Origin of the sequence: Roseateles sp. (assembly GCF_049240545.1) — a bacterium.
In the GTDB taxonomy this organism is placed as follows: domain Bacteria; phylum Pseudomonadota; class Gammaproteobacteria; order Burkholderiales; family Burkholderiaceae_C; genus Paucibacter_A.
This window is the reverse complement of the sequence record NZ_JBMLSK010000387.1, coordinates 34,117-60,253: the sequence shown is the minus strand read 5'-3', so window position 1 is coordinate 60,253 and position 26,137 is coordinate 34,117. Positions and strand designations below refer to the sequence as shown.

Below are 26,137 nucleotides of genomic sequence, written 5' to 3'. Positions count from 1 at the left end.
AGCTGGATGGCATGGAGACGGCGGACCTGAAGGCCCTGAGCACCGAACAGGCCCGCGCCCTGACCTCGGCACAGCTGTCCGTACTTGGCTCCGAGCAGCTCAAGGCGCTGGAAACCGAGGATCTGGCTGCACTGACCACGGCGACCCTGCGTGGCCTGGCTTCCGAGAACATTGGCTTCCTGGCGACCGATCAGCTCAATGCCCTGGGCACGGCACAGATCCAGTCCCTGGGCACCCAACAGCTCCGAGGCCTGAGCACCGAGCAGATGGCCAAGATGGAGAGTGACGACCTGCGCGCACTCACCACCGGACAACTGCGCTCGCTGGGCACCGAACAGCTCAACGCCCTGACCACGGAGCAAATTCAAGACCTGACCACCACCCAGATCCAGTCCCTCACCACCACCCAGCTGGATGGCATGGAGACGGCGGACCTGAAGGCGCTGACCACCGATCAGGCGCGAGTTCTGAGCTCGGCACAACTGTCTGTGCTCGGCTCCGAGCAGCTGAAGGCGCTGGAAACCGAGGACCTGTCCAAACTGAGCACCGCCGCACTGCGGGGTCTGGCGTCCGAGAGCATGGAGTTCCTGTCGACGGACCAATTCAATGCCTTCGGCACGGCACAGATCCAGTCCCTGAGCACCCAACAGATCTTGGGACTGAGTTCCGAGCAAGTCGGCAAGATGGAGACTGAAGACCTGAATGCGCTGACCACCGCGCAGATCCGATCTTTCGACACGGAGCAATTCGCGGCGCTTCAGTCAGATCAGCTGACCAGCCTGGGCACGATGCAATTGAGCGCCATCACCTCAGCACAACTGGGAACGCTGACCTCGAACGAGATCCGTGCGTTTGAAAGCACCGACTTCACTTACCTGAGCACGGCCGCCTTGCGAGGCTTCTCGAGCGAGCAAATCCGAGCCCTGGAAACTGATGACATCAAGGCTTTGACCACCGCTCAGTTCTCTTCATTGAGCACCGAGCAGATCCGGTCCTTCACCACCGAGCAAGTGGTCGGTATCGAGGTGGTGGACATCAGCAAGATGTCGATGGCGCAAGCGAATGCTTTCACCACCGAGGCCATCGGCGCCATGAGCAGCGAACAGGTCAACGCACTGATCCCGGCTCAGGTTTCGCCGATCATCCTGGATCTGGACGGCAACGGCGTGGAGACCATCTCCGCCGAGAAGGGCGTGACCTACGACCTCTTGGGCATGGGTGTCTGGCAGAAGTGGGGCTGGGTCGGCGGGAACGACGGCATGCTGGTTCGAGACCTGAACGGCGACGGCAAGATCAATGATGGCAAGGAGCTCTTCGGCGAAGGCACTCGCTTGGCTGACGGATCAAGAGCGAAGGACGGCTATGTCGCCATGGCTGCCCTGGACAGCAACCATGATGGCAAGCTCGATGCCCAGGACAAGGACTTTGCGCAACTGCAGGTCTGGGTCGACCGCAACAGTGACGGCATCACCCAGGACGGTGAGCTGAAGTCTCTCGGCTCCTTGCACATCGCCAGCCTGGATCTGAACGCACAAGCTTCGACAGCGGTTAACAACGGCAATCTGATCGGTCTGGTCTCGGGCTATCAGACAACAGACGGTAAGACGCATGACATGGCCGATGTCTGGTTCAGCCGCGATAACAGTCAAGCCGCCTCGACGACCGCACCAATGGCTGTCACCGGCGGAGATGGCAAGCTATTGCACCTCAGTGAAGTGCTGGTGCCGCCCAACGAGGTGCCGCTGCCAGGCGCACCAAGCGCCGACAAACTGAGCACGCAACCTTTGGAAGGGCCGGCCTTGGTGAAACCCAAGACGCCAGGTGATGACGATGACCTGACGCGTCAGTTGCCGCTGATCTAAGCTTGATCGAGGCCTGCACCGGGCGCATCTTGCGAGATGCGCCCGGTGCGCTCAAACACCAAGAGAAAGGATTTCCGGCCTAGCTCGCTCCGCACCAACACCAACCCAGCCGAACGCAAGCTCGCACAGAGCGGCGGTCGATGCTGGGCTCAACACTTTCTGTTACTTCGCTGCACTTGCCGGCCCTCGCCTGAACGGACAAAGTAAGCCATGGCCACCGCCGCACCCACACCGCCAAGCCCTGAAGAGTTGGCTCAACTGAGCACACAGGCTCTTGCCAAGCTCAGCGCTGCCGTGTGGGCACAGTTCACTGCGGAGCACATAGCCGCGCTGAGCTATGAGCAGGCACTCTCGCTGAAGCCCGGTGTGTTCAAGGCCATACCGGCTGCGCTGATGGCTGCGTTCGAGATTGAAGACCTGCAGGCACTCAGTCCCGCCGTAGTTAAAGGCCTCAGTACCGCTCACCTGAGCGCATTGAGCGTCGAGCAATTTGCCCAACTCACCCCCGAGCAAGTCGGGGCCCTGCAGTCCAAGCAGTTTCCTGGCATTCGCCCCGAGCAATTCGAGCAACTCAACGTCGAACAACTGCTTTCGCTGGACACCAAGCAGGCAAAGTCCCTGCCCAACAGTCTGTTGTCTGTCATAGCGCCGACCGAGTTCAGTGCACTGACGACCAAGTTCATCGCAAGCCTTTCCGGCAATCAATTGGCTTCGCTCGCCCCCGAGCAGTTCACCGCCTTGACGGTGGAGCAAATCGGCAGTCTGAATGGCAGCCATGGGATCGCCCTGACGCCAACGCTGCTGGCCTCACTGGCCCCTGAAGCGCTGCAGAATCTGTCCTCCTCCGCCATCCGCGCACTCAACAGCAGCACCTTGCGCAGCATGCCACCCGAGCTGCTGCAGTCTTTTGGCAGCGGGCAGATTCGAGCCTTGAGCACCGGGCAAATCCGAAGCTTGGGCAGCGAGGGCATCGATGCACTTGGCAATGATCAGATCGCAGCACTGAGCAGCGCACAGCTCAGGAGTTTCAGCAGCGGACAACTTGGCGTTTTGAGCGTCAGTGACCTCGAACTATTGAGCCCCAGGGCCTTGTTGGGACTCAACGCCAAACAGTTTGGTTCTTTGCAAACCCATCAAGTGGTGGGCTTGAGTGCTTCGCAACTCAGCGTTCTAAGTTCTGCGCAGTCCAGCGGACTGAAGTCCGAGCAGTTGCAGGTGCTGACCAGCGATGCGCTGCCCGCGCTGTCAACCGGCGCGATTCGTGGCCTCACGGTCAGTGCCTTGCAAGGCCTGTCCAGCGAACAAGTCGCGGTGCTGGGGACCCGCCAGATTGCAGCCCTGAGCCCGCGCCAGTTCTCGGCGCTGGACACCGAGGATCTGCAGGCGATGAGCACCCAGCAGTTCCGCATCCTCAGCACGGCGCAACTCAGCGGCCTCGGCACACGCCAAATCGTCGCCCTGGAGACCCAGGATCTGGCCGCGATCAGCAGCGCAGGCATCCGGGCTTTCAGCGGCAATGCCCTCAATGCCCTCAGTGCTGAGCAATTGCGCGCACTGGAGACATCTCAGGTTTCTGCACTGACTTCGATCCAGATTGCGGCGCTGAACACCACACAACTCAGTTTGCTCGAGACCGCGGATTTCCGCAGCATCAGCACCGGCGCCTTGCTCTCGCTTGGGAGTTCACAACTGGGGGCGCTGACTGGAGCCCAGTTGCAAAGCATGTCAAGTGCCCAGGTCCGAGCGCTGAGCAGCGAGCAGATCCAGTGGCTGGGCAGCGAACAGATCAATCTGATGGGCACCCAGCAGTTTGCTGCGATGGGTTCCAGGCAATTGCAGGCCCTCTCCAGCAGTCAACTGGCAAATATTGAAAGCGAGGACTTTGCTGCGATTTCGACCGCAGCTTTCCGAACGCTCACCGGCGCCCAACTGGCCGCTTTGGCCCCCGAAACACTGAAGGTGCTGACCAGCAGCCAGGCCGCGACCCTGAGTTCTTCACAGATCGCGAGTTTGAGTTCGGAGCAGTTTGTACAGATCGGAAGCGAGGCCTTGCAGGCTTTCAGCACCAGTGCCATCCGTGGATTGCAGGATCAGCAGCTGCTGCAACTGACCGAAACTCAGTTGCAAATGCTGAGCTCGCGCCAATTGCAGGCCCTGGGCTCCAAGCAGTTCTCAGCCCTGCTGATCGAGCAACTCAACATCCTTGGCACCGAGCAGTGGGCTGCTCTGGGATCCCAGCAAATTGCTGGTCTGAGCGCGGATCGCATCGACGAGTTGAGCATGCAAGCGCTCAACGCCCTGGGAAGCGCCGGCTTACGCGCACTCTCGACCGCTCAGGTCGATGCCCTGACGGTGGATCAGTGGGCCTTGATGTCCTCCCGGCAAATGGCCTTGCTGAGCTCACAACAACTGGCCAATCTCGGTACCGACGAGATCTGGGCGTTGCAGCCGGACGCGCTGCTGGCAATCAGCACCTCCGCCATTCGCGGCCTGACTTCGAGCCAATTGGCCAATCTAGATTTGGGTCAGGTTGTATCCCTGAGCACCGCGCAGATCAGTGCCCTCAGCAGCCAGCAACTGAGCCATCTCAGCACGGACGCCATCCAACTGATGCTGACGGAACAGTTCGTCGCGCTGAGTGAAAGGCAGTTGCAAGGATTGAGCACCCTGCAGATTTCAGTCATGGAGCAGGCCGACGTTCAAGCGCTTGGCTCGCGCGGCGTCGGCGCCTGGAGTGCCAGGCAGTTGGCTGCACTCAGCGCCGAGAATCTCACGGGGCTGACCAGCACCCAGGTGAGAGCCTTGAACACGGCTCAGTTGGCGCTGCTGAGCTCCGAGCAGATCATGGCGATCGCGGCGGATGATTTGGCCGCCTTGTCCACCAACGTCTTGCGGGCCCTGTCAACGCAGCAATTCGCCGCATTCAGCGTGTCAGAGTTGGTGCAGTTGAGCAGCGCCCAGTTCAGCACGCTCAGTTCCACCCAGTTGGCGGCCATCAGCACCGACGAGATCGCCCAACTCTTGCCCCAGCAATTTGAGTTCATGCGCGGGGAACAACTGCGCACCTTGGACAGCGCACAACTCATCGCCATCACCGGCGAAGGCCTGGCCGCCATCAAGACCCAGGCTTTGCGTGAGTTGAGCAGTTCGCAGTGGCAACAACTCCAAAGTGAACAGTTCGCCGCGCTCAGCAGCCAGCAGTTGCAGTCCCTCAGCAGCGAACAGGTGCGGGGGCTGCAAAGCGAGGACTTGGTCGCACTCACGGAAGCGCAATGGGCGGCGATGGGCTCGGTTCAACTCAATGCACTGAGCGCCCAGCAGATTGGCAAGATTGAACTCAGCGATATCGCCTCGATCAGCAGCGAGGCCTTGCGGGGCTGGTCAACGGCAGCCCTGGACGCCTTGGCCTCTGAACAGATCATGACCCTGACGGCGTCGCAGATCGGCGCACTGCAAGCGACACAGATGGCTGGGCTAGGCAGCGAGGATTTTGCCCTGTTGACGCCAGATGGACTGGCACACCTGAGCACCAAGTCGATCCAGGCTTTGAGCAGCGGGCAAATTCGTGCCCTTGACGGGCTGCAGATTCAAGGCCTCTCCAGCGAGCAGGTTCGTGCCATCGGGACCCAAGCAGTTGGCAACCTGAGCAGTGAGGCCGTGCAGGCGCTGGGTACGCACCAAATCACAGCCCTGAGCACAGCCCAATTGCGCGCGCTTGAAAGCGAAGAGCTGCAACTATTGTCTGGCGAGCAACTGAACAGCCTGGTTTCGGAACAGATTCGAGGCCTGGGCTCGCGCCAGTTCAGCATGTTGGCGAGCGAACAGTTCGCCTTGCTGGAAACCGGGCAACTCAGCCTGCTCAACAGCGCGCAGATTCGCGGACTGGCGAGCGAAGACATCAGTGCACTCAGCGCGGGCCAGTTGAACAGCCTGAGCACCAGCGCCTTGGCCGGCATGACGACCATGCAGGTTCGTAGTCTTTCGGGCCTGCAAGTTGAGGGCCTGAGCACGCAGCAAATCCGCTCGCTCTCGTCTCTCGCCTTGAACGTGCTGAGCACTGAAGCCTTCGATGCGCTGGGGTCCCAGCAAGTCGCCGCACTCAGCAGTGCTCAACTAGCCCGTCTCAGCACTCAAAACATATCGTTGTTGTCCAGCAGCGATATGGAGGCTTTCGCCAGCGAGACGATGCGTGCCTTCAGCAGCATCCAGATTGGCGCGCTGGTGACGGAAGCCATCGTCGCTTTATCGGGCGTGCAGGTGGCCGCCTTGGGCAGTCAGCAGCTTCGGGGTCTGAGCACCGATCAAATGGCGGTGATTGAAACCGAAGACATCAGCAGACTGAGCACGGCAGTGCTGCGCTCGCTGACCACCGCGCAGTTCGAGGCTTTGACTTCAGAGCAATTCAGCTCCCTGCTGACGCAACAACTCAACTCGCTCAGCAGTGCGCAGATTCGCTTGATGGAGTCTCAAGACATCGCTGCTCTCGAGACCTGGCAGGTGGCAGGCCTGAGTACCCGCCAGATCAGGGCGCTGGAAACAGAGCAAATCCAAGCCCTGGAAACTCAAGACATCGCGGCCATGAGTTCGGCCCAGCTCCGTAGCTGGAGTACGGCGCAAGTCCAAGCGCTGCTGACGGAGCAGATTGCAGGATTGGAGTCGCAGGACATCGCGGCCTTGTCAATGGACCAGATACGGGCTTTCAGTTCTGAGCAGATCGCTGCCATGAGTCCGCAGCAGGTCGACGCGATGTTCGCGGCCACGCCCATCATGCTGGATCTGGACGGCAATGGCGTTCGCACCACAGCCGCCGCCCAGGGTGTGCAGTTCGACCTCAACGCGACCGGCAAACAGCAGCAATGGGGCTGGAGCGATGGGGTCGACGGTCTGTTGGCCATGGACCGCAATCACAACGGCAAGATCGACAATGGCGCCGAGCTGTTTGGCAGCGGGGTGCAGCTCGCGACCGGCATGCGCGCGGCCGATGGCTATGCGGCTTTGCGCGGCCTGGACGGTAATGCCGACGGCAAGATTGACACCCAGGACGCCGCATTCGCTGAGCTGCGCGTCTGGGTGGACCAGAATCGAGATGGCTTGAGTGCTGCGGCGGAACTGCTCAATCTGAGCGAACTCGGCATTGTTTCTTTGGACCTGCAGGCTCAAAAGAGCGATCAAATGGATGCCGGCAATCTGATCGGCCTCGTCTCTGGCTATACCAAAGCAGACGGCAGCGAGCACGCCATGGCGGACGTTTGGTTCACCAAGGCAAGAACTGAGGGGGGCGAATCGCTTGATGCATCTGAATCGAACCCCACCGTCGAGCCTGCCAAGGCGAGTAGCAAGCCACCGCTGCCAGAGCTCGGAGACCTGCTGCTTGCCCCCGATCAAGTGCTGCCGGAGTTGGCTGACTTGGCGCCAAAAGCGACGCGAGCCGTCGAGGCAGAGCCCGGCGTCATGCGGCACCCGCCCTTCCACAGGCGCGGCCCCAATGACGAAGAAGATCCCTGGTTGCCTTTGCTTTAGCGTTGCCGGGCCTAGCAAGCTACAGACTCGCTGGGCCTGAGCGGCCACTCACCGCCAAGTTCCGCACCAAATCCTGCCCTGACCCGGCGCTTGAACCGGCAAATTGGCTGGGCTTGTTTCGTTATGCTTACACCATGAGCAAAAGCGACGCCCCCCAGATTCACGCCCTGGCCGATGTGGCCAGCACCACCATTGGCCCGCGCACACGCGTTTGGCAGTTCTGCGTGATCTTGGCCGGAGCCCGTATTGGCGCCGACTGCAATATCAACGCTCAAGTGTTGATCGAAAACGAGGTCGAACTCGGCGACCGGGTCACCGTCAAAAGCGGCGTCCAACTCTGGGACGGCATCCGGGTCGAAGACGATGTCTTCATCGGCCCCAACGCCACCTTTACCAACGATCGCACGCCTCGCTCGCGGCAGTATCCGGCCCAATTTCAAACCATCACGCTGGAGCGCGGCGCCTCGATCGGCGCGAACGCGACCATTTTGGGCGGCGTTCGCATTGGCGCCGGCGCCATGATAGGAGCCGGCAGCGTGGTCACACGCGATGTCCCGGCCGGTGAGCTGTGGGTGGGCAATCCCGCACGTAGCCGAGGTCCCGCACCATCACCCTGGGGGCCAACAGACGCGGGCTAAACGCTGGCCCGCACCGCCTGAATCACCCGATCAATCTCCGCCTCACTCATGCCCGGCCAAAGCGGCAAGCTCAGCACCTCGCGGTGCATGGCCTCACTGACGGGAAAGTCGCCCTCGCCATAACCCAGTTCCACATAAGCAGGCTGCAAATGCGGTGGTACGGGGTAGTGAATCAAGCTGCCCACCCCCTGCCGGCTCAGTTCGGCCTGCAGGCGATCTCTTGCCTCATGCCGCACCACAAACAAATGCCAAGCCGACTCCAGATGGGCGGCCGGTGGCGTCGGCAATTGCAGCGGCAAGCCCGCCAAACCGTCCAGCAAGCGGCTGGCAATATGGCGCCGCTCTTCGGTTTGGATTTGCAAGTGAGGCAATTTGGCCGCCAACACGGCGGCCTGGATCTCATCCAGACGCGAATTGCGCCCCTTCACTTCATTGTGATACTTGATTCTGGAGCCGTAATTGCGCAGCACACGCAACTGGTCCAACAAAGCGGCATCGGCCCCGGTCACCCCACCCCCATCACCCATCGCGCCAAGGTTCTTGCCGGGATAAAAACTCCAGGCCGACAAATCCGCGAGATTGCCCACGGCCCGGCCCCGATAGCGGGCGCCATGGGCTTGGGCGCAGTCGTCCAAGACCTTGAGACCATGGCGTCGCGCGATGGCCAGGATTGCATCCATCTCTGCTGGCAAGCCATACAAATGCACCGGCAGAATCACCTTGCTGCGCGGCGTGATGGCCGCTTCTATGCGAGCAGGGTCGAGGTTGTAGCTGAGGGGATCGGGCTCCACCGGGACGGGCTGCGCGCCACATTGGCTGACCGCCAACCAGGTGGCGATATAGGTGTTGGAGGGCACGATGACCTCGTCCCCCGGGCCCACGCCTAAGGCCTGCAAAGACAAAGCCAGCGCATCAAGCCCATTGGCCACGCCCACACAGCCGGGCGCCGCAACGCTTTGCGCATAGGCCGCTTCAAAAGCCTGTAACTCCTGGCCTAGCAAAAACCAGCCGCTGCGTGCCACCCGCAGCAAGGCAGCATCAATCTCAGCCTGGGCCGCCAAATACGCGGGCTGCAGGTTCAAAAAAGGCAGCGGCGCAAGCCCCTCAGGCGCGACCGCGGGCGGCAAGGTAGTCGTCATAACTGCGGATGTAATCGTGGGGGTCATAAAGATCCGAGGCCAGCACCAACAAAACCGCATCGGCGCTGAAGCGGTACTGTATGCCCCAGACCATGGGCGGAATGTGCAAGCCCAGGTGCTGCTTGTCCAAGAGCAACTCATCGCGATGCTCACCATCATCCAGCACGACGCTGACGCTGCCCTTCACACAAACCAGGAATTGGTGGCAAAGCTTGTGGGCATGCTCTCCCCTCACCTCACGGCTGGGGACCTCATAAACCATGAAAAATCGCTGCGGGGTGAAAGGCAGTTGCTTGCCGATTTCTCCCACACACAGCGAGCCCCGCATATCCATGGCTTGAGGCAGCTGGATGAGAGAAGCGCCAGGCACCTGCAGCGGCTCGGGCAAACCCGAAGATGCAGCCCCACCCGGCTGAGCCGCCTCACTGGCTGGATGGATGGCATCGACATAACCCACCACATGCGCGGGATTGCCTGCGACGATGGCATAGGGCGGCACGTCACGAGTCACCACCGCACCGTCCTGGACCATGGCATGGGCGCCGATGGTGATGCCGGGACGCAAAGTGGCGTTGGCTCCCAAACTGGCGCCCTTGCGCACCCGAGTCTGCACAAACTGCTCGGGACGCTGCTTGCTGCGCGGAAAGGCGTCGTTGCAGAAAGTCACGTTCGGGCCAATGAAGACATCATCTTCGACCCGAACGCCATCCCATAACTGCACGCCACACTTGATCGTGACCCGATCCCCCACTTCCACATCGTTCTCGATGAAGACGTGGTCGCAGATATTGGCATCACACCCGATGCGTGCTCCCGGCAGGATGTGTACAAAAGCCCAGACACGGGAGCCCGCGCCGATAGACGGGCTCTCCACCAATGCCTTGGCATGAATCATGGGCGGCGTTGTAGAACTCATGAGCGTTTCAAGAGAGTGCATATCGACGCTAGCCTAACAGCAGCCCGCTCGCGCCAATATGCTGAAATCTGGGGTTATCGCCAGCCTCCAATTTGCGGCAAAGACAGAAGATCGCAACAAGACTGGCGATGACGACTCGGGGCAGCCGTTGCGGCGAAATAGTGTGACAGACTTAGCTTTTTTCCAGGATCACACACCCTCAAGTCGGGCGAAAGTCTCATCCAAGCCCAGGTTATCGGCCTGAGTTCCCTCGTCAAACCACTATCGACACACCATGCTCAACGGAAAATCCATCCTTATAACCGGAGCGACCGGCTCGTTCGGCAAGGCCTTTGTCGACACCGTGTTCAAGCGTTACCCGGATGTCAAAAGGCTGGTGGTTTTTTCGCGCGACGAACTCAAGCAATATGAAATGTCGCAGCGTTGGAGTGAGCGGGATTACCAGGCCATCCGCTACTTTTTGGGCGATGTACGGGATGCCTCGCGCATCAAGCGCGCGCTGGAAGGCATTGACACCGTGATCCACGCGGCGGCGCTCAAGCAAGTCCCGGCCGCGGAGTACAACCCCTTCGAATGCATCAAGACCAATATCTTGGGGGCGCAGAATGTGATCGAAGCCTGCATGGATCATCAGGTCGAACGCGTCGTTGCCCTCTCGACCGACAAGGCCGCCGCGCCGATCAATCTGTACGGTGCTACCAAACTATGCTCCGACAAGCTCTTCATTGCAGCCAACAATATTCGCGGCACCCGCGCCACAAAGTACTCGGTGGTTCGCTACGGCAATGTGATGTGCAGCCGGGGCTCGGTGATTCCCTTCTTTCAACAGCGCCGCGCCAGCGGTGTGCTGCCCATCACAGACCCGAACATGACCCGTTTCAACATCTCCTTGCAGGACGGTGTGGAAATGGTCTTGTGGGCTTTGGAAAACGCTCTGGGCGGCGAGATCTTTGTGCCCAAGATTCCCAGCTATCGAATCGCTGATGTGGCTGAAGCAGTGGCCCCCAATTGCCGCCAGGAGATCGTGGGCATTCGCCCCGGCGAGAAGATCCACGAGGAAATGATCACAGAAAGTGACAGCTACCAGACCGTTGACCTGGGCCGTTACTTCGCCATCCTACCTAGCGGTGGCCACTACACCATGGATCAGTACTGCGAAAGCACGGGCGCCAAGCGGGTGGAGCCCGGCTTCGCCTACAACAGTGGAACCAATAGCGACTTCCTCAGCGTCGAGCAACTCCGCCGACTGATCGAGGAACAGGTGCCGAACTGACGCCCATGAGTGAACTCGACAAAGTCTTGCCCTACAGCCGGCAGCACATCAACGACGACGATATTGCAGCGGTACTGAAAGTACTGCGCTCTGACTTCCTGACCCAGGGCGAAGAAGTCCCTGGTTTTGAGGCCGAGTTTGCCGCTGTTCACCACGTGCCCCATGCGATCGCGGTGAGCAATGCCACCGCCGGACTGCATCTGGCTTGTTTGGCGCTGGGCGTTGGCGCCGGCGATCTCGTCTGGACCACGCCCAATAGCTTTTTGGCCAGCGCCAACTGTGCGCTGTATTGCGGTGCACAGATTGATTTCGTTGATATTGATCCGCACACACGCCAAATGAGCTTGAGCGAACTGGCGAGCAAGCTGGAACACGCTCAAGCCGAGAAGCGCCTGCCCAAGCTGGTGATCGCCGTCGATTTCGCTGGTTTGCCCTGCGATTGGCCGGGCCTACGCCGCTTGGCGGACGACTATGGTTTTGCGCTGTTGCAAGATGCCTCACATGCCACCGGCGCAAGCTTGGATGGCAAGATGATGGCTTCCGACTGGGCCGATGCCAGCGTCTTCAGCTTTCACGCCGTCAAGGTCATCACCACGGCGGAAGGCGGTATGGTGTGCTGCCGAGACCCCAAGTTAGCGACCCGCATTCAAACACTGCGTTCGCACGGCATGGTGCGGGACCCGGCCCAGATGCTTGAGGCGCCCGCAGGGCCGTGGGTCTATGAGCAGCAAAGCCTGGGCTACAACTACCGGATGACCGAGATGCAAGCCGCGCTGGGTCGCTCGCAGCTGCGACGCCTGCCGCAGATGCAAGAGCGCCGCGAGGCCCTGGCCGAACGCTATGACCACTTGCTACAAGATCTGCCCTTGCGCCTCCCTCCTCGCATGCCAGGACGCCGCTCCGCCTGGCATCTGTACTCGGTCGAGTTGCTGCCGGGGCCGCAGTGGGCCGATCGCGCCACGGTGTTTGCCCGCCTGAAAGCGCAAAACCTTGGTGTACAAGTCCACTACATCCCCATCCATCTTCAACCCTACTACCGGGCTCTGGGCTTTGCAGCCGGAGACTTCCCGGCCGCCGAGGCTTACTACGCCCAGACCATTTCCCTCCCGCTCTTCCCTGGTATGAGCGATGCGGAGCAAGACCGGGTCCTGGCTTGCTTGCAAGCCGCTTTGCCCCGATGACAGCCGCCGCTTCTTCAGCCCAAGCCATGCAGCTAAGTTTGGGAACGGTTCAGTTTGGTCTGGCCTATGGCGCCGTCGGCTCAGGTCATCAGGTGACGCCAGAAGTGGCGGCCAGCATCTTGGCGCAAGCCTGGGACGATGGCGTGCGCCTGCTCGACACAGCAGCCAGCTACGGCGATATCGAAAGCCGCTTGCGCGGCCTTTGCGACAAGCGACCCTTTCGCATCGTCAGCAAGATCCGGCCTTTAGGCCCACTGAGTGGACCTGAGAAAACGCAGGCCCTGCTCCGCAGCATTGAAGGCTCGGTGTCAGCCTTGGGTGAGCAACTCGATGCCCTGCTCTTTCACAGCGCTGCCGATCTGCTCTCCAGCGATGGCGACGCACTTTGGAAGGCCGCACGCCTAGCCTTGGCCGGCAGCACCGTGCGGCTTGGCGTCTCTTGCTATGCGCCGCAAGAGCTGATCGAGCTTCGCAGTCGCTTCGATATCCAGATTGCACAGTTGCCCGGCAATGCTTTGGACCAGCGCCTGCGCCAGATGCCTGCGCTGGACGGTGTGGAGTTGCACCTGCGCTCTGCATTTCTGCAAGGCCTGCTGCTGCAATCGCAAGCGGGCGCCCGCAGAGTCCCAGCGGCTACAAAAGCCCTTCAGGCCTGGGAAGCCAAATGCACACAAGCTCGGCTGACGCCGGCGGTGGCCGCCCTCGGCGTGGTCAAAGATCTGCCCCGGGTCGCCCATTGCGTGGTGGGGGTTGAGAGCCTCGATCAATGGCGCGAGATCCACCAAGCCTGGCGGGAAGCCCAGGTTTTGCACTGGCCCGATTTGGCAAGCGACGATCCCCAAGTCTTCGATCCGCGGGTCTGGCCCAAGTCCTAACAGCGCACCGCAACGGTCACGCCGGAGCCGGCTTCTGCAGACCTGCTGACCTGCACCGCAAAGCAGTCGCAGCGGCACCAGCGCAGTGCGATCAGGACGGGAAATTGCCCATCATTCACCCTTCAACTCCCGCCCATGGACGGGCTTGGATTGCCGATACTGACAGCGTCAAATTCAGCCCCCATGCCCATGACCTCTCCGCGTACCGTTGCCATCGTCCAAGCTCGCATGAGTTCGACCCGTCTGCCCGGCAAAGTCTTGATGCCATTGGCCGGACGGCCGGTACTGGCCCATGTCGTAGAGCGCCTCCAGCAATGCAAAACGCTCGATGAGATCGTGATCGCCACATCCGACGACATCAGTGACGATGCGATTCAGCGCTGGTGCGAAGACCATCGCATTCATTGCTTCCGCGGCAATCTACACGATGTGCTGGACCGTTACTTCCAGGCCGCCAAGCAGTTCTCTGCCTCGGCCGTGGTGAGAATCACCGCCGACTGCCCGGCGCTTGACCCGGCTATCGTTGACGAAGTCGTCCAAGGTTTCCACGCAGGCGACTACGATTTCTATGGCCTGGCCGGTGAGTTCCCCGATGGGCTGGACTGCACCGTGTTTGCTTTCCGCGCCTTGGAGCGGGCCTGGCGTGAAGCCACCCTGCCCTCACAGCGTGAGCATGTTGGCCCCTACATCGAGAAGCAGCCGGACCTCTTCAAGAACGGCGGGCTGCACAAGTTCCTGGGTCTGTCCCACCTGCGCTGGACCCTTGACGAAGAGCGGGACTACCGTTTCTTGCAAGCCGTGTTTGAACGCCTCGATCAGCCGGGCCGACCTTTCTCCGCTCAGGATGTGCTGGCCTTGCTCGAGCGGGAACCCCAGTTGCAAGAACTCAACCAACACATCATTCGCAATGAGGGCTACCTCAAGTCCCTCGCAGCCGACAGGACCGATCATGTTCAGCCTTAACGATCTTCAATCCGGCACAGGTCCGGCCCTCTACGAGAATGCCAAGTCCTTGTTCCCTGGGGGCACGCAGTTGCTGTCCAAGCGTCCAGAGATGTTCGCACCAGAAGTTTGGCCCAGTTATTACGAGCGCGCCAAGGGCTGCCGGGTCTGGGATATGGACGGTCGTGAGTTCACCGACATGTCCATCATGGCGGTTGGCGCTTGCATCCTGGGCTACGCCGACGACGAGGTCGATGATGCCGTGGTTGCCGCCATTCGCAAGGGCGTCAACAGCTCGCTGAATTGCCCCGAAGAAGTGGAACTGGCGCGCGCTTTGATGGAGCTCCACCCCTGGTTTGGCATGGTTCGCTACGCCCGCAGCGGCGGCGAAGCCATGGCCATGGCGGTACGCATTGCACGCGCCCACAATCGCCGTGACACCGTGCTGTTCAGTGGTTATCACGGCTGGAACGACTGGTATCTGGCGGCCAATTTGGGCGAAACCGACGGTCTGGATGGGCAACTGATGCCGGGGCTGCAGCCCAATGGTGTGCCACGCGGTTTGACGGGCACGGCCCTTCCTTTCCACTTCAACGACATCGATTCCCTGCGCGACTCCATTCGTGGCAAAGAGAAGCAGATCGCCGCCATCGTGATCGAACCGGCACGCGGCGAAGAAGCGCCGCAAGACTATCTGCGCAAGCTGCGGGAAATCGCTGACGAAATTGGCGCGGTGCTGATTTTTGACGAAATCACCAGTGGCTTTCGCATGTGCGCGGGCGGTATTCACCGGCGCTATGGCATCAACCCTGACATCGCTGTCTTTGCCAAATCCATGGCCAATGGCTACGCAATGTCAGCGGTATTGGGCACCGAAAAGGTCATGCAGTCGGCCCAATCCACCTTTATTTCTAGCACCAACTGGACCGACCGAGTGGGCCCGACCGCAGCCTTGGCCACGCTGCGCAAATACCAGCGCGAGCAAGCCGAACTGCAGCTGATCAGCACCGGCAATCAGACCAAAGAAATTTGGGCTGCGGCCGCCGCCCAGGCCGGCGTCAAGATCAGCATTTCTGGCTTGCCCACCTTGGCTGCATTTGCTTTCGATCACCCACGGGCGCAGGCCATGAACACGCGCTTTGTGATTGAGATGCTGCAACGGGGCTTTCTGGGCTTCAGGCAATTCAAGGTTTCGCTCGCCCATACGGCGGCGGATATGCAGGCCTACAGTAAAGCTTGCGAACAGGTCTTTGCGACGCTGTCGAAACTGTCTGAGGACGAGCTTCTCAGCACCCCGCAAGCCCATAGCGGCTTTCAACGCCTGACCAAGGAATGAATGCAGTGGCTACTCCCCTCAAACATGAAAGCTGGCAGGCCGGAGATGGGGTGACCCACGCCGGAGAAGTGCATGAACATGCCAATGGTTTTTCGGTCGTCAACTGCGAACACTGCGGGTTCAAGCATGTGTTGCCCTTGCCCACCACTGAAGAACTCAAGCATGTGTATGCGCATGAGTACTACACCCAAGAAAAGCCGCTCTATATTGAGCGCTATCTTGAAGACAAGTCTTGGTGGGAAGACGTTTACAACGAACGCTATGACAAGCTGGAAGCGTTTTTGGGCGACAAGCGTCGAAGGATCCTGGATGTGGGTTCGGGACCGGGCCTGTTTCTCCTCAAGGGGCAAGAGCGCGGCTGGACGGTCAAAGGGATAGAACCCTCGCAGCGAGCCGCAGCTCACAGCCGGGAATCCTTAGGGCTGGACGTGATTGAAGCCTTTTTGGATGAGCAATTGGCCCCCAGCTTAGGCCTTTTTGATGCCATCAACCTAGGCGAAGTGCTCGAGCATCTTCCAGACCCGGCGGCCATGCTCAAGCTGGTGCACGGTCTTTTGGATAAAGACGGCATGCTTTGCGTCATCGTGCCCAATGACTTCAACCCCATTCAGCGCGCATTGCGCGACCACCTGGGGCAAGCACCTTGGTGGGTGGCCCCCCCGCACCACCTGAACTACTTTGACGCCCAGTCACTCGCGTCTCTACTGGAACGCTGTGGCTTTCGCTTGGCGCATCGCGAAGTCACCTTCCCCATCGATCTGTTCTTGATGATGGGCAAGAACTACATCGGCAACGACACACTGGGGCGAGAATGCCACGCCATGCGCAAGGCCTTCGAGAGTGGAATGAGAGAATCTGGCGAACAGGAATTGATGAACAAGATGTACCAAGGCTTTCTGGAGTTAGGTCTGGGGCGTGAATTGGTCTTCATCGCACAAAAGGTGTCGGCATGAGCAAGCCCGAAGCTCTCTGGCTGATTTCCGGCGGTCCCATGCAGTTGATCGCTGCGACCCGAGCCAAGCAGCGAGGCTTGGCCCTGGTTCTGTCGGATGGCAATCCAGAAGCGCCTTGCCGTTCACTGGCCGATCAGTTCATTCACCTTGACACCTTTGATGTGCAAGGCCATATCGACGCCAGTGCGAGCGTCACAGAACGTTTTGATGTGAAGGCCGTGATCACCACCGCCGCCGACTGCCACACCACAGTGAACAACTTGGCCAAGCATCTGGGTCTTCACCATTTGGCCCCAGAGATTTCGGAGATTTGCCGGAACAAGGCACTGACGCGGGCTCGTTTGACACAAGCCGGACTGCCGCAGCCAGGCTTCACCATGGCCTCGACTTTTGAGCAGGCTCGCAGCTACTTGGCTGAAGCGAGCTGTGATCACGTGATCAAGGCCACCGACAACTCGGGCAGCCGAGGTTTCTCCGTCGTCCCACTGGGCCAAGCCCTGAGCGAGGCACAGTTCCAAGAAGCCCTGACCATGGGCTCTACAGGCCAAGTGGTGATCGAAGAGCGCCTGCGGCCGCACCCTGAGCAGGTCTCCGAGGCCTCCGTCGAGACCTTGTGGCAGGACGGGCGCCTCTACTGGATCAACTGGGTTGACCGCATCTTCCCGCGTGACCTGCATTTCTTCCCTCAGATCCATCTGGCCCAAATCCCCAAAGAGTCCATTGAGATTGGTCACATCAACCCTGCGCGCCGCCATTCCGACCTGAAAGACCAAGTGCGCCGGGATATCGAGGCCGCCGGTCGTGCGATCGGCATGGCCGAGCAAAAAGGCGCACACATTCTCAAGGCCGACATTTACTTCTCAGACCGCGGACCGGTGATTCTGGAGTTAACGCCGCGCACTTCGGGTGGCTGGGACAGCAGCGGTTCATCGATGGCCCGTGGCGCCGAAATCGCGGACGGCGTCATTCATATGGGCCTGGGCCGACGGGTTGATCTCAATGATTGGTTCAAGTACTTCGAATTCACTCACGCCGAAAACACCGTGGTCGTCGTGACCAAGATTCCCGAGAACGCTGCGGACTGCATCGGGCGCCAATTTGCTATGGCGCAAGGCTGCGAGTCCACAGATGCCTTGTTCAACAAGGCCTATGACAAACTCAACAACGGAGCTTTCCATGTACCAGTTTTGTAATTCCGCCCCTTTGATGGATCTGAGCGCCGAGGGATCGGGCAACCAACTCGTCTTCAGCACACCCAATGAACGCGCCGTGGTCGTGTTGAGCGAAGCGGGCACCATCGCATCTGTAGAACACACCGACCTGAGTACTGGTGAGACCCGCACCATTCTTGAGTCTGACTGCAAGCACATTGTGGTGGGCGAGAAGAATTGGGAGCGCGACGTCTATCACTACCTCAAGCCCAACCCCGCACCTCATCTGCAGATGCGCCTGGGCTTGACCGTGCATCGCGGTGATGGCACTTGGTCCAGCCTTCCACATGACTTCGAAAACACCTTGGAGCCAGGCTTTGAAGAGGTATTTTTCTATCTGCTCAAAGGCGACCCCAAGAAGGCCTTCCAAGTTGGCCGAGGCGTGTGGGCCGACAACGCCCAAGTCGACACGGTCTGGCCGATTCAGGACCGCGTGTTTGGCGTTGTGCCCATGGGCTACCACCCCATCGTCGGCGAGCCCGGTGTGAATGTCAGTTATGTCTGGGCCTATCTGGTCAAAGTCAAGCACTGGGAAAAAATATGAGCGCCCGCCAAAAGACCGCCGTCGTCATTGGCGCGACCGGCAACATCGGTCGCGCTGTGTGCGATGCACTGACTCAAGCGGGCTTCGCGCTGGACCCGACTTGGCTCGGTCCAGATCGGCCCGACGCAACGCTTGCGGCCTCCTACGCCAAGCTGCCTTCAACAATTGATTTCGCCATTTACTTGGCCGGCATCAACAAGGTCGGCCCGGCAGAGGATTTGAGCGAAGTCGACTGGGATCGTGTCATCGATGTCAATCTGAAGGGTGCCTACTTGTTCTACAAGGCGGCCTTCCCTGCCCTCAAAGCTGCGGGCCGCTCTTCATTGGTGGCCATTTCGTCCATCATGGCAACTCACCCCTACCCGGGTCGACTACCCTATGCCACGGCAAAAGCGGGCTTGGAAGGCATGATTCGAACGCTGGCGGTGGAATGGGGTCAGCACGGCATCGCCACGCATGCATTGCGACTGGGCCATATGGAAGGGCTGATGAAAAGCACTGTGGCCAACCCTGCCTTGCTGGACTCGGTACGGGAACATTCGCCACTCGGAGAATTGATTGCGCCCGAGACGGTCGCCAGCTACATCGCCTGGCTGGCCCAAGGCGGCTGTCATGCGGTGAGCGGATCGGTGATCGATTTTGATCCGGCATACACCATCAATCGCTGGCCCGTGGCCAATCGCTAAGCAAGGACAAAGGTCTCCCAAATGACGGTCTTTATCGCCGAGGTTTCAAGCAACCACGCCCAAGATTTGGGCCGCGCCTTCGACTTCATCGACAGCGCCGCCGAGATTGGCTGTGACGTCGTCAAGTTTCAGCTCTTCCATGTGGAGTCGCTGTTCTCTTCAGAAGCGCTGCGAGCCAAACCTGAGTTGATGGCGCGCAAGGCTTGGGAGCTGCCGCTGGACTTCTTGCCGAAACTCGCTGAGCGTTGCCAGCAACGCAAGATCCAGTTCAGCTGCACGCCGTTCTACCTTGAAGCGGTGCGCGAGCTGGAGCCTTTTGTGGACTTCTACAAAGTCGCGTCCTACGAATTGCTTTGGGATGACTTGCTTGCGGCCTGCGCGGCCACAGGCAAGCCGGTCGTCTTGTCCACCGGCATGGCCACCATGGACGAAATTTTGCATGCGACCCAAGTGCTCAAGCGAAATGGCTGCAGCCAGCCGACGCTCTTGCACTGCACCTCGGCCTACCCCACGCCTTCTCATGAAGCCAATCTGCGGGCGATCGAGACTCTGCGTCAAGCCACGTCCTGCGCAATCGGTTGGTCGGACCACACGGTCCAACCGGGTGTCATTCACCGAGCTGTGCACAAGCATGGGGCCACCATGATCGAGTTCCACCTCGACCTTGACGGCAAAGGCGACGAATACGCCGCCGGCCACTGCTGGCTGCCCGAGCAAATCGCCCCCGTGATTCGCGACCTCAGCATCGGCATCGGTGCCGACGGCGATGGCATCAAAGCACCCGTTGCCTCTGAGTTGCCCGACCGGCTCTGGCGGGCTGACCCCTCCGACGGGCTGCGCCCGTTGAAGGAAAAACGGATCACCTTGCAGCCCCGTTGAAGGCTGTTGCCAGGGTCATGCCGGCCAGCCCATCGCTCTTGCTGATTTGCCAGGCCGGGCAAGGTGTTGGCTTGGGGCACTTGAGTCGCTGCTTGGTGGCAGCGAGAGCGATTCAAGGCAAAGGTGTGGCGGTCACGCTGCTGATTCAAAGCGAGAAGCTCGAGCGCTCAGATCTTGGCGCTTTCGAGCACCACTTCATCGATCACTCCGATGACCTTTTGGCCCGAGTCGATCAGCTGCTTGGCCTGCAGCCATTCTCCACTTTGGTTTTGGATTTGCAGCCGGCCAAGACTCCAGCCTTGCTGGTCCCGGCCCTGCGGCGCTGGCGACAAAAAGGGCTGCGCGTGATCGGCATCGACAGCCTGCGCTTGATGCCGAATGAAGTCGATCTGCTCTTCATTCCATCCTTCCACTATCAAGCGACCTCAGCCGATGCGAGCCATGTGCCAACCCTCTTTGGTTGGGATTGTTTGCTGATTGATGGACCGCGACCTGAGCACGCCTGGGAACCTGGCCCAAGAGTGCTGGCCCTGACCGGCGGCAGCGATGCAACCGGGCTTGGGCGCCATTGGCCCCGCCTTTTGGATGCCCAGTTGCCGAGCGGCAGCGAAGTGGACTGGGTCACCGGCCCTTTCGCCCAAGCGCCGGTTTTGGATCAAGCGGCACAACAGGTATGGCGGGAGCATGTCGCACCCAACGGCCTCGGCCCGCTGATGTCGCAATGCCACTATGCAGTGACGATCTACGGGGTGAGCTTTTTCGAACTGCTTTATCAAGGCATTCCTACCGTGGTGTTTTCGCCTTATGGTGACAAGGACCACGCGGAGTTGGACTTGATTGCACAAGCCGGCGTCGCCTGGGTCGCGCGAGATGAGTATCACGCCACCGAGCTGCTGGCCACGCTGATGAAACAGCCTGAGCACGCGGCACAATTGAGCCGGCGGGCCAGCGCCCTGCTGTGTACCTCCGGCGGCGAGCGCCTCGCTGACGCTATCACCTCGACCAAGAGCTAAACATGCCCCAAGGCTATTTGCTGTTTCATTTGAATCTTGCGTTCTCTTCGATCAAGACCGAAGCGCATCCCGAGGTTATTCAGAAATGCTACTGGCCATTGCTGAATCTGATCGAACGCCGCGATTTGCCGATCGGCATTGAGCTCACTGGTTGGACGCTGTCGCAAATTGCTGAGCTGGATCCGGCATGGGTGGCCAAGTTCAAGAGCTTGCTGCAGCAAGGGCGTTGCGAGTTGATTGGCAGCGGATGGACGCAAATGATTGGCCCACTGGTACCGGCGGAGGTCAACCAATGGAACCAGCGCCTGGGTCGCGAAGCCTATCAAGCGCATTTGGGCTTGCTGCCGAAAATCGTCTTGGTCAATGAGATGGTGTTCTCCAGCGGCATGGTGGACATCTACCGCGAGGCGGGCTATGAAGGTTTGGTCATGGACCGGGACAACGTCCGCCTGGCCCTGGGGCAAACCTCAACACCGATTACTTCGACACCCACTCATGCCCTCGGTTGCCAGGGCCAGTCCTTGCCTGTGCTTTGGGGTGACTCGATTCTTTTCCAAAGTCTGCAGCGCGTGGTTCACGGCGACAAATCGATGGCTGAGTACCTCGCCTACGTTCGCAAGCGCGCCGACAAGGACGGCACCATCCTGCCGATCTACTGCAACGATGCGGAGATCTTTGACTACCGCCCGGGCCGATTCAAAACCGAAGCCCAGCTGCAAGAGCCGGTGGAATGGGCGCGCCTCGAGCAGGTCTGCGATCGTCTGCAATCAGAGCTCGGCTTGCGCTGGCTGAGCCCATCCCAGGCCTTGATCGCAGCTCAGCAGAACCGCCCAAAAGATGCCCGCCAACTGTCGTCGATCGCGCATCCCGTCCCCGTCAAGAAGCAAGCCAAGTACAACCTCAATCGCTGGGCGGTGACCGGGCGCAATGACCTCTTTTTGAATTCGACCTGTCATCAGCTCTGCAAGGCCTTGCTGTCTCGACCTACACCTGCGCAGCAGCAGGACGACACGGACTGGCGCGAGCTTTGCGAACTCTGGGCCAGCGACTTGCGCACCCATATCACCGAGCCTCGGTGGCAAAAGGCCATGGCTCGGCTTCAAGCCCTGTGCGCCAAATTGGATTTGGCAGACCCCAGTCTCGCGACCTCAAGCTCAAAAGAAGCGGACGCGAACGATTCTCAGTGGCAGTCCCTGGACACCGTCGTACCGCCTGAGGGCTTGCGCATCGAGGCCGAAGAATGCGGCATCTATTTGCGAGTCGAAAGCAAGGCCATTCGTCTGCGCCTGAATATGCGCCGTGGCCTGGCCATCGACGCGCTCGCCTTTCAATCAGACCAGTTTGTGCCCATGCTGGGCTCTTTGCCACAGGGCTACTTCGACAGCATCGAATACGGCGCGGACTTCTACACAGGCGTGGTCCTGCTGGAAGCGCCCGTCAAACGTGAACGCGTCGCCGATCTTGAATGGGTAGAACCGCAGTTTTCCTGCGACGCGGGCCGCATGCTGATCCGCGTTCGATTGCCCTTCGCCGGAGGTGTGCTGGAGAAGCAACTGAGTTTGGATGCCCATAGTGAGACCTTGCGCACCAGCTACGAGTTCATGGATTTGCAGCGCCCCATGGGCACCTTGAGGGTCAGCATTCTGACTTTCCTCAATGACAACTTGGTCCCTCCCCTGACCATCGCCTGTCGCCAAGGCAGCTTCGGGGTCGAAGAGTTTGTGCTCGACCGGGAGGCCCGCCATGACGCGCCTGCCTCGGTTTTGGTGTCTAGCCTTTCAGGGTTTGGCGCGACCGATGGTGAACTCAGGATTGGTGACAGCCGTGGCCCTCGCCTGCTCTTGAGCTGGGACCCGGCGGTATGTGCAGCCATGCCGATGCTGAGCCACCTGCATGCAAGTCCGCGAGACTTCACACATCTCAAGTTCTCACTCTGCGAGTTGGATGACACCGTGCGGGAAGGGGGCACTCTGCGCCGCTTTGAGTTAGATATCAGCCGAGCGCAGCCATGAACCTAGGCCTAGTGTGCCCGCTCCACTAGCTCAGAGCCCCTAGTCTGAGCCAGTGGCTCAGTGGGGCTGCGCCTGATTGGCTGTTCAAGAAGGCCAGATGTTGACGTTGCGGCATCGCTTGGAATTCCCCCGGATTGAGATGCAGCAGGGTCAACTCATCGAGCAGTTGCGGCATGTTGTAACGAGGCGCCACTTGGGCATTGACGATACTCCATTCAGCGCGAGACAAGGGGCGACACTCGGCCTGAAGCACGGGGATTCCCGCCCGCAAGAGTTCATGCAAGCCTGAAGTCGGGTTGTCATAGCCGACACATAGATCACAGCCGCCGGCGAAATCTAGAATGGTGCCCTGTGCACCTTCGAGCAATAGGGCCTCGTCGAGATCGAGTCGTGCAGCGAGCAAAGTCAAAGGTGTCTCGGCAACACGTACCCTCCATCGAAGTCTGACGCCGCACCCCAGAGCCCAGTCACGCAACTGCGCAAGCCCATTGACATACTGGTCAAAGTCCACCAAGCAAATGCCATTGGCGCTGAAGCCATTGAGGATCACGCCCAGCGTACGCAAACCCTGACTCTGTTTGGACGCGTGTACCGGAATAGGAGCCCACTCTCCTGGATAGCTAAGGCGCTGCGAAGGCACAGTCTGGCCAGCCAGATCCAAGCAAGGGCCATCCTGCAAACCCTCATGCAGTACACGGGAGATAGCTCCATCCAGGGGCAGGGGGACATTGCAAACCTTGGAATGAGGTAGCAGAGTCAATGAGACACGATGCCTACTTGCAAAGCTCTGAAAAGCGCCGTGTACCGTGGCATCATGTGTGGACAGTAAGAATTGTTTCGGCGGGCGGGAGCCCAAGGTCTGCTCCAGCCAGAAGAACAACAAAGCTTGATTACGCAAGGCTTGCCATAGGGCCTGTACCTGCAACTCAAGATACTGAGGCTGCGCGATGTGCGGACTCAGATGCTCACGAAGTACGGCGAGCAAGGCGGGCTGCAAATTCTCTAAAGCCTGGATTGCCCCCGTAGGCAAGAGCGAGAGCACTTGGTCCGCATCAACCAGCCCCGTCGCTGGAAGACCAGCCAGTTCGACCTCATAGACCTGAGAACTCAAGACTGCCGCTCGCAAACCGCTTGCATGTATTTCGGACGCGAAGTAGGCGGCATCGTGCATACAGGTTGGCAAGTGGCACAGCAGTTCCAAACCGTCGGGGAGTTGGGTGAGATCAGGCAGTTGGAATGGCCCAGCGCCAGGACACTCAAAGGTATAGGCCGCAAAGGGCTGTGCTGCTTCTTGCAAAGCGTCCATCAAGGCCAGGCCGGGCAAGAACGAGTGGATGCCATAAGCATGCGCCTGCGCGGGTAGCAGCACATGCCATCGCTTGACCTGATACTGCGGCAAGACTTCCTTCCAGACCTGTCTGTATGCCAAGCTAGTCCATAACATATGCCGAATCCGCAAACTGCACCATGCTGCCCCTTGCGCCTCGGGTATCAAGTCACGCAGAACTCGGCCCATTGCACGATTCAGCATCACCGTGGCAGCAGCAGCCTGCTGAGATGCCCGGTGCGCGGTATTCGCTCGGACACGGTCGTACAACAAGGGCTCTGCAATGCCGTGGGCCAGAGCCCGACCATGCATATTGGGATCCACCAAGAGCACGCGCGCCGTTTCCTCTTGGGCCAGCACACTGTTTGCAGCAGGCAAGTCAAAGCGGTGTGTCGCCGCAACGAGTTCGATCACTATTCCGTCCCCAAAACTAAACCGAGCGAAACTCAGCAGCGCGCTTCAGCGCAGAGCGGCAATCACACCTGGCCCTAAGGACCACATATTCAAAATTGCCTGCTGCGCCTCGAACAAGGTGGAAATATGAGCGACACGCAACGAGTAGTAGTCAGACTCGGCGCCCATCACATCAAACAGTGAGCGGCGGCCCATCTGCTGCCATTGCACCATGGTGGCGCTACGCAGTCGTTCGCTGTTGCGAAGAATCTCAACGATGCGGCGCGAGCGGTCCAAGGCTGCGCCTGCGTTCAAGTGCAATTCCTGCAACTGATAATTGCGTACATCCAGCGTTTCTTGCAACTGCAGCTTGCTTGCATCGGCGCGCCGCTGGGCCGCCAGCTTGGAAGCATCGAGCCCTGGTGCGTAGATCGGTACGGTCACCGTAACTCCCGCACTCCACTCACCGGCGCGTGAGCCGGTGGACGCACCATTGGCATTGGCGCCCATACCCAGACTCACCTGGGGTTTGCCTTGAGTGGCGACCACGGCCGCATAGCGTTCCTGGGCGCGCGAAGATGCCTCCAACTGCATCATCTCCGGCGACTGCAGTGCCGCCTGCTGCAACATCTGCAACTCGGGCAGTTGATTCATGATGGCTGCATAGCTCGCGCTGGGTGGCAAAGGATCCCCAACAAGGCGCTTGAGGCGCAACTCCACCGAGCGCAAGCCGGAGATCGTTTGCTCCATCGATAGCTCGGCCGTCATTTGACTCTTCTGGGCTTGGGTCAGTTCGCTGGACCGCCCTTTGTCGGCCTTCACCACCGCCTCCAGGGCATCGACAAGGCAGGCCATGCGCTTGGTGTACTGACGGTACACCTGAGCTTGCAAGAGCAATCGGCCCCGGTCGAGGGCAAAACTCACCACCTGAGCGCCCAATTGTTGTTCACCGCTGATCAGCCCCTGGCGAGCCGCTTCGGCAAGCTGAGCACGCCAGGCAGCGGTTTGCGTCACCCGCCCGGCATCCCAGAGCGGCATGCTCAAGTTCACACTGGCTTGGGCCTGTCCCTGGTTCTGTGTGAGGCCACGGGCTTGTTGCCCGGCAGCACTGGTCGAGAGTTGAGCTTGCACCAGCGGCAACCTTGCGGCCCGTGCCTCGTCCCAATCATCCCGAGCCGCCTGGGCCAACAGCGTCGCCACACCAATCGTGCGGCTGCGTTCCATGGCCTGACTGACCAAATCCACCAACTGCGATCGTGGATCGGTACTGGCAAATCCTAGCGCCGCATCACGACTCTGAGCAGCCGGACTATCGTCTTCATTGCACTTCAGCTGAGCCAGGACCGCAGGTGCCAACAACACCAACACACTGCCCAGCAGCCCCTTTCGAAAGCGGCGCGAAAACACTGAGTAAAGCGGGGATTTCATGACAGTGAC

18 protein-coding genes and 1 pseudogene are annotated in these 26,137 nt (G+C 59.9%); 15 read left to right on the top strand and 4 right to left on the bottom strand.

What is annotated here, in order from left to right; all coding sequences use genetic code 11:
- The 3 genes and pseudogenes from ACOVRJ_RS23430 to ACOVRJ_RS23420 all read left to right on the top strand — a co-directional run.
- A pseudogene (locus ACOVRJ_RS23430) lies at positions 1 to 1,862 on the top strand (hypothetical protein); the annotation flags it as partial.
- A 210-nt stretch (positions 1,863 to 2,072) separates the two neighbouring features.
- Entirely contained in the window at positions 2,073 to 7,382 is a 5,310-nt protein-coding gene (locus ACOVRJ_RS23425; RefSeq protein ID WP_422046234.1) for a hypothetical protein, read from the top strand.
- 134 nt (positions 7,383 to 7,516) lie between these two features.
- The gene (locus ACOVRJ_RS23420; RefSeq protein ID WP_422046233.1) at positions 7,517 to 8,020 is read left to right on the top strand and encodes an acyltransferase; all 504 of its coding nucleotides are present in this window, start codon (positions 7,517 to 7,519) and stop codon (positions 8,018 to 8,020) included.
- Here ACOVRJ_RS23420 and ACOVRJ_RS23415 read toward each other — a convergent pair.
- Together ACOVRJ_RS23415 and ACOVRJ_RS23410 are read right to left on the bottom strand one after the other, a co-directional pair.
- Positions 8,017 to 9,159, bottom strand: a complete 1,143-nt coding sequence (locus tag ACOVRJ_RS23415; protein WP_422046232.1) for a DegT/DnrJ/EryC1/StrS family aminotransferase — start codon at positions 9,157 to 9,159, stop codon at positions 8,017 to 8,019. The genes ACOVRJ_RS23420 and ACOVRJ_RS23415 overlap by 4 nt on opposite strands.
- Entirely contained in the window at positions 9,125 to 10,054 is a 930-nt protein-coding gene (locus ACOVRJ_RS23410; protein WP_422046231.1) for a WxcM-like domain-containing protein, read from the bottom strand. Before ACOVRJ_RS23410 ends, ACOVRJ_RS23415 begins: the two co-directional genes overlap by 35 nt.
- A gap of 295 nt (positions 10,055 to 10,349) precedes the next feature.
- On the opposite strand from ACOVRJ_RS23410, the gene pseB reads away from it, so the two are divergent.
- The 12 genes from pseB (at position 10,350) to ACOVRJ_RS23350 (ending at position 22,980) form a co-directional block, all read left to right on the top strand.
- A complete protein-coding gene (pseB, locus tag ACOVRJ_RS23405; RefSeq protein ID WP_422046230.1) occupies positions 10,350 to 11,348 on the top strand; it encodes a UDP-N-acetylglucosamine 4,6-dehydratase (inverting) in 999 nt (332 codons plus the stop codon).
- 5 nt (positions 11,349 to 11,353) lie between these two features.
- The gene (gene pseC, locus ACOVRJ_RS23400; RefSeq protein ID WP_422046229.1) at positions 11,354 to 12,529 is read left to right on the top strand and encodes a UDP-4-amino-4,6-dideoxy-N-acetyl-beta-L-altrosamine transaminase; all 1,176 of its coding nucleotides are present in this window, start codon (positions 11,354 to 11,356) and stop codon (positions 12,527 to 12,529) included.
- A gap of 26 nt (positions 12,530 to 12,555) precedes the next feature.
- Complete coding sequence (locus ACOVRJ_RS23395) at positions 12,556 to 13,404, top strand: aldo/keto reductase (RefSeq protein WP_422046228.1); 849 nt, start codon at positions 12,556 to 12,558, stop codon at positions 13,402 to 13,404.
- Between the two features lie 183 nt (positions 13,405 to 13,587).
- On the top strand, positions 13,588 to 14,367 hold the full coding sequence (locus tag ACOVRJ_RS23390; RefSeq protein WP_422046227.1) for a cytidylyltransferase domain-containing protein: 780 nt from the start codon (positions 13,588 to 13,590) through the stop codon (positions 14,365 to 14,367).
- Complete coding sequence (locus tag ACOVRJ_RS23385; protein ID WP_422046226.1) at positions 14,354 to 15,682, top strand: aminotransferase class III-fold pyridoxal phosphate-dependent enzyme; 1,329 nt, start codon at positions 14,354 to 14,356, stop codon at positions 15,680 to 15,682. Before ACOVRJ_RS23390 ends, ACOVRJ_RS23385 begins: the two co-directional genes overlap by 14 nt.
- Positions 15,683 to 15,687: 5 nt before the next feature.
- Positions 15,688 to 16,635 carry a class I SAM-dependent methyltransferase gene (locus tag ACOVRJ_RS23380; RefSeq protein ID WP_422046225.1) on the top strand — a complete coding sequence of 316 codons (948 nt, stop codon included), beginning with the start codon at positions 15,688 to 15,690 and terminating at the stop codon, positions 16,633 to 16,635.
- Complete coding sequence (locus ACOVRJ_RS23375; protein WP_422046224.1) at positions 16,632 to 17,828, top strand: ATP-grasp domain-containing protein; 1,197 nt, start codon at positions 16,632 to 16,634, stop codon at positions 17,826 to 17,828. Before ACOVRJ_RS23380 ends, ACOVRJ_RS23375 begins: the two co-directional genes overlap by 4 nt.
- The gene (locus ACOVRJ_RS23370; RefSeq protein ID WP_422046223.1) at positions 17,812 to 18,390 is read left to right on the top strand and encodes a 5-deoxy-glucuronate isomerase; all 579 of its coding nucleotides are present in this window, start codon (positions 17,812 to 17,814) and stop codon (positions 18,388 to 18,390) included. Before ACOVRJ_RS23375 ends, ACOVRJ_RS23370 begins: the two co-directional genes overlap by 17 nt.
- Positions 18,387 to 19,076 (top strand): SDR family NAD(P)-dependent oxidoreductase, encoded by a 690-nt coding sequence (locus tag ACOVRJ_RS23365; RefSeq protein ID WP_422046222.1) that lies wholly within the window; start codon positions 18,387 to 18,389, stop codon positions 19,074 to 19,076. Before ACOVRJ_RS23370 ends, ACOVRJ_RS23365 begins: the two co-directional genes overlap by 4 nt.
- A gap of 21 nt (positions 19,077 to 19,097) precedes the next feature.
- A complete protein-coding gene (locus ACOVRJ_RS23360) occupies positions 19,098 to 19,955 on the top strand; it encodes an N-acetylneuraminate synthase family protein (protein ID WP_422046221.1) in 858 nt (285 codons plus the stop codon).
- 17 nt (positions 19,956 to 19,972) lie between these two features.
- Positions 19,973 to 20,968, top strand: a complete 996-nt coding sequence (locus ACOVRJ_RS23355; RefSeq protein WP_422046220.1) for a hypothetical protein — start codon at positions 19,973 to 19,975, stop codon at positions 20,966 to 20,968.
- Positions 20,969 to 20,970: 2 nt separating this feature from the next.
- Positions 20,971 to 22,980 (top strand): hypothetical protein, encoded by a 2,010-nt coding sequence (locus ACOVRJ_RS23350; protein WP_422046219.1) that lies wholly within the window; start codon positions 20,971 to 20,973, stop codon positions 22,978 to 22,980.
- Between the two features lie 25 nt (positions 22,981 to 23,005).
- Here ACOVRJ_RS23350 and ACOVRJ_RS23345 read toward each other — a convergent pair whose 3' ends face one another.
- Complete coding sequence (locus ACOVRJ_RS23345) at positions 23,006 to 24,721, bottom strand: hypothetical protein (protein ID WP_422046218.1); 1,716 nt, start codon at positions 24,719 to 24,721, stop codon at positions 23,006 to 23,008.
- 45 nt (positions 24,722 to 24,766) lie between these two features.
- On the bottom strand, positions 24,767 to 26,128 hold the full coding sequence (locus ACOVRJ_RS23340) for a TolC family protein (RefSeq protein WP_422046217.1): 1,362 nt from the start codon (positions 26,126 to 26,128) through the stop codon (positions 24,767 to 24,769).
- Between the last annotated feature and the right edge of the window lie 9 nt (positions 26,129 to 26,137).

Excerpts from the sequence above, each read along its gene's own strand:
- ACOVRJ_RS23425 (WP_422046234.1), top strand. The coding sequence starts at position 2,073 with ATGGCCACCGCCGCACCCACACCGCCAAGCCCTGAAGAGTTGGCTCAA.
- ACOVRJ_RS23420 (WP_422046233.1), top strand. The coding sequence starts at position 7,517 with ATGAGCAAAAGCGACGCCCCCCAGATTCACGCCCTGGCCGATGTGGCC.
- ACOVRJ_RS23415 (WP_422046232.1), bottom strand. The coding sequence starts at position 9,159 with ATGACGACTACCTTGCCGCCCGCGGTCGCGCCTGAGGGGCTTGCGCCG.
- ACOVRJ_RS23410 (WP_422046231.1), bottom strand. The coding sequence starts at position 10,054 with ATGATTCATGCCAAGGCATTGGTGGAGAGCCCGTCTATCGGCGCGGGC.
- pseB (WP_422046230.1), top strand. The coding sequence starts at position 10,350 with ATGCTCAACGGAAAATCCATCCTTATAACCGGAGCGACCGGCTCGTTC.
- pseC (WP_422046229.1), top strand. The coding sequence starts at position 11,354 with ATGAGTGAACTCGACAAAGTCTTGCCCTACAGCCGGCAGCACATCAAC.
- ACOVRJ_RS23395 (WP_422046228.1), top strand. The coding sequence starts at position 12,556 with ATGCAGCTAAGTTTGGGAACGGTTCAGTTTGGTCTGGCCTATGGCGCC.
- ACOVRJ_RS23390 (WP_422046227.1), top strand. The coding sequence starts at position 13,588 with ATGCCCATGACCTCTCCGCGTACCGTTGCCATCGTCCAAGCTCGCATG.
- ACOVRJ_RS23385 (WP_422046226.1), top strand. The coding sequence starts at position 14,354 with ATGTTCAGCCTTAACGATCTTCAATCCGGCACAGGTCCGGCCCTCTAC.
- ACOVRJ_RS23375 (WP_422046224.1), top strand. The coding sequence starts at position 16,632 with ATGAGCAAGCCCGAAGCTCTCTGGCTGATTTCCGGCGGTCCCATGCAG.
- ACOVRJ_RS23370 (WP_422046223.1), top strand. The coding sequence starts at position 17,812 with ATGTACCAGTTTTGTAATTCCGCCCCTTTGATGGATCTGAGCGCCGAG.
- ACOVRJ_RS23365 (WP_422046222.1), top strand. The coding sequence starts at position 18,387 with ATGAGCGCCCGCCAAAAGACCGCCGTCGTCATTGGCGCGACCGGCAAC.
- ACOVRJ_RS23360 (WP_422046221.1), top strand. The coding sequence starts at position 19,098 with ATGACGGTCTTTATCGCCGAGGTTTCAAGCAACCACGCCCAAGATTTG.
- ACOVRJ_RS23355 (WP_422046220.1), top strand. The coding sequence starts at position 19,973 with ATGCCGGCCAGCCCATCGCTCTTGCTGATTTGCCAGGCCGGGCAAGGT.
- ACOVRJ_RS23350 (WP_422046219.1), top strand. The coding sequence starts at position 20,971 with ATGCCCCAAGGCTATTTGCTGTTTCATTTGAATCTTGCGTTCTCTTCG.
- ACOVRJ_RS23340 (WP_422046217.1), bottom strand. The coding sequence starts at position 26,128 with ATGAAATCCCCGCTTTACTCAGTGTTTTCGCGCCGCTTTCGAAAGGGG.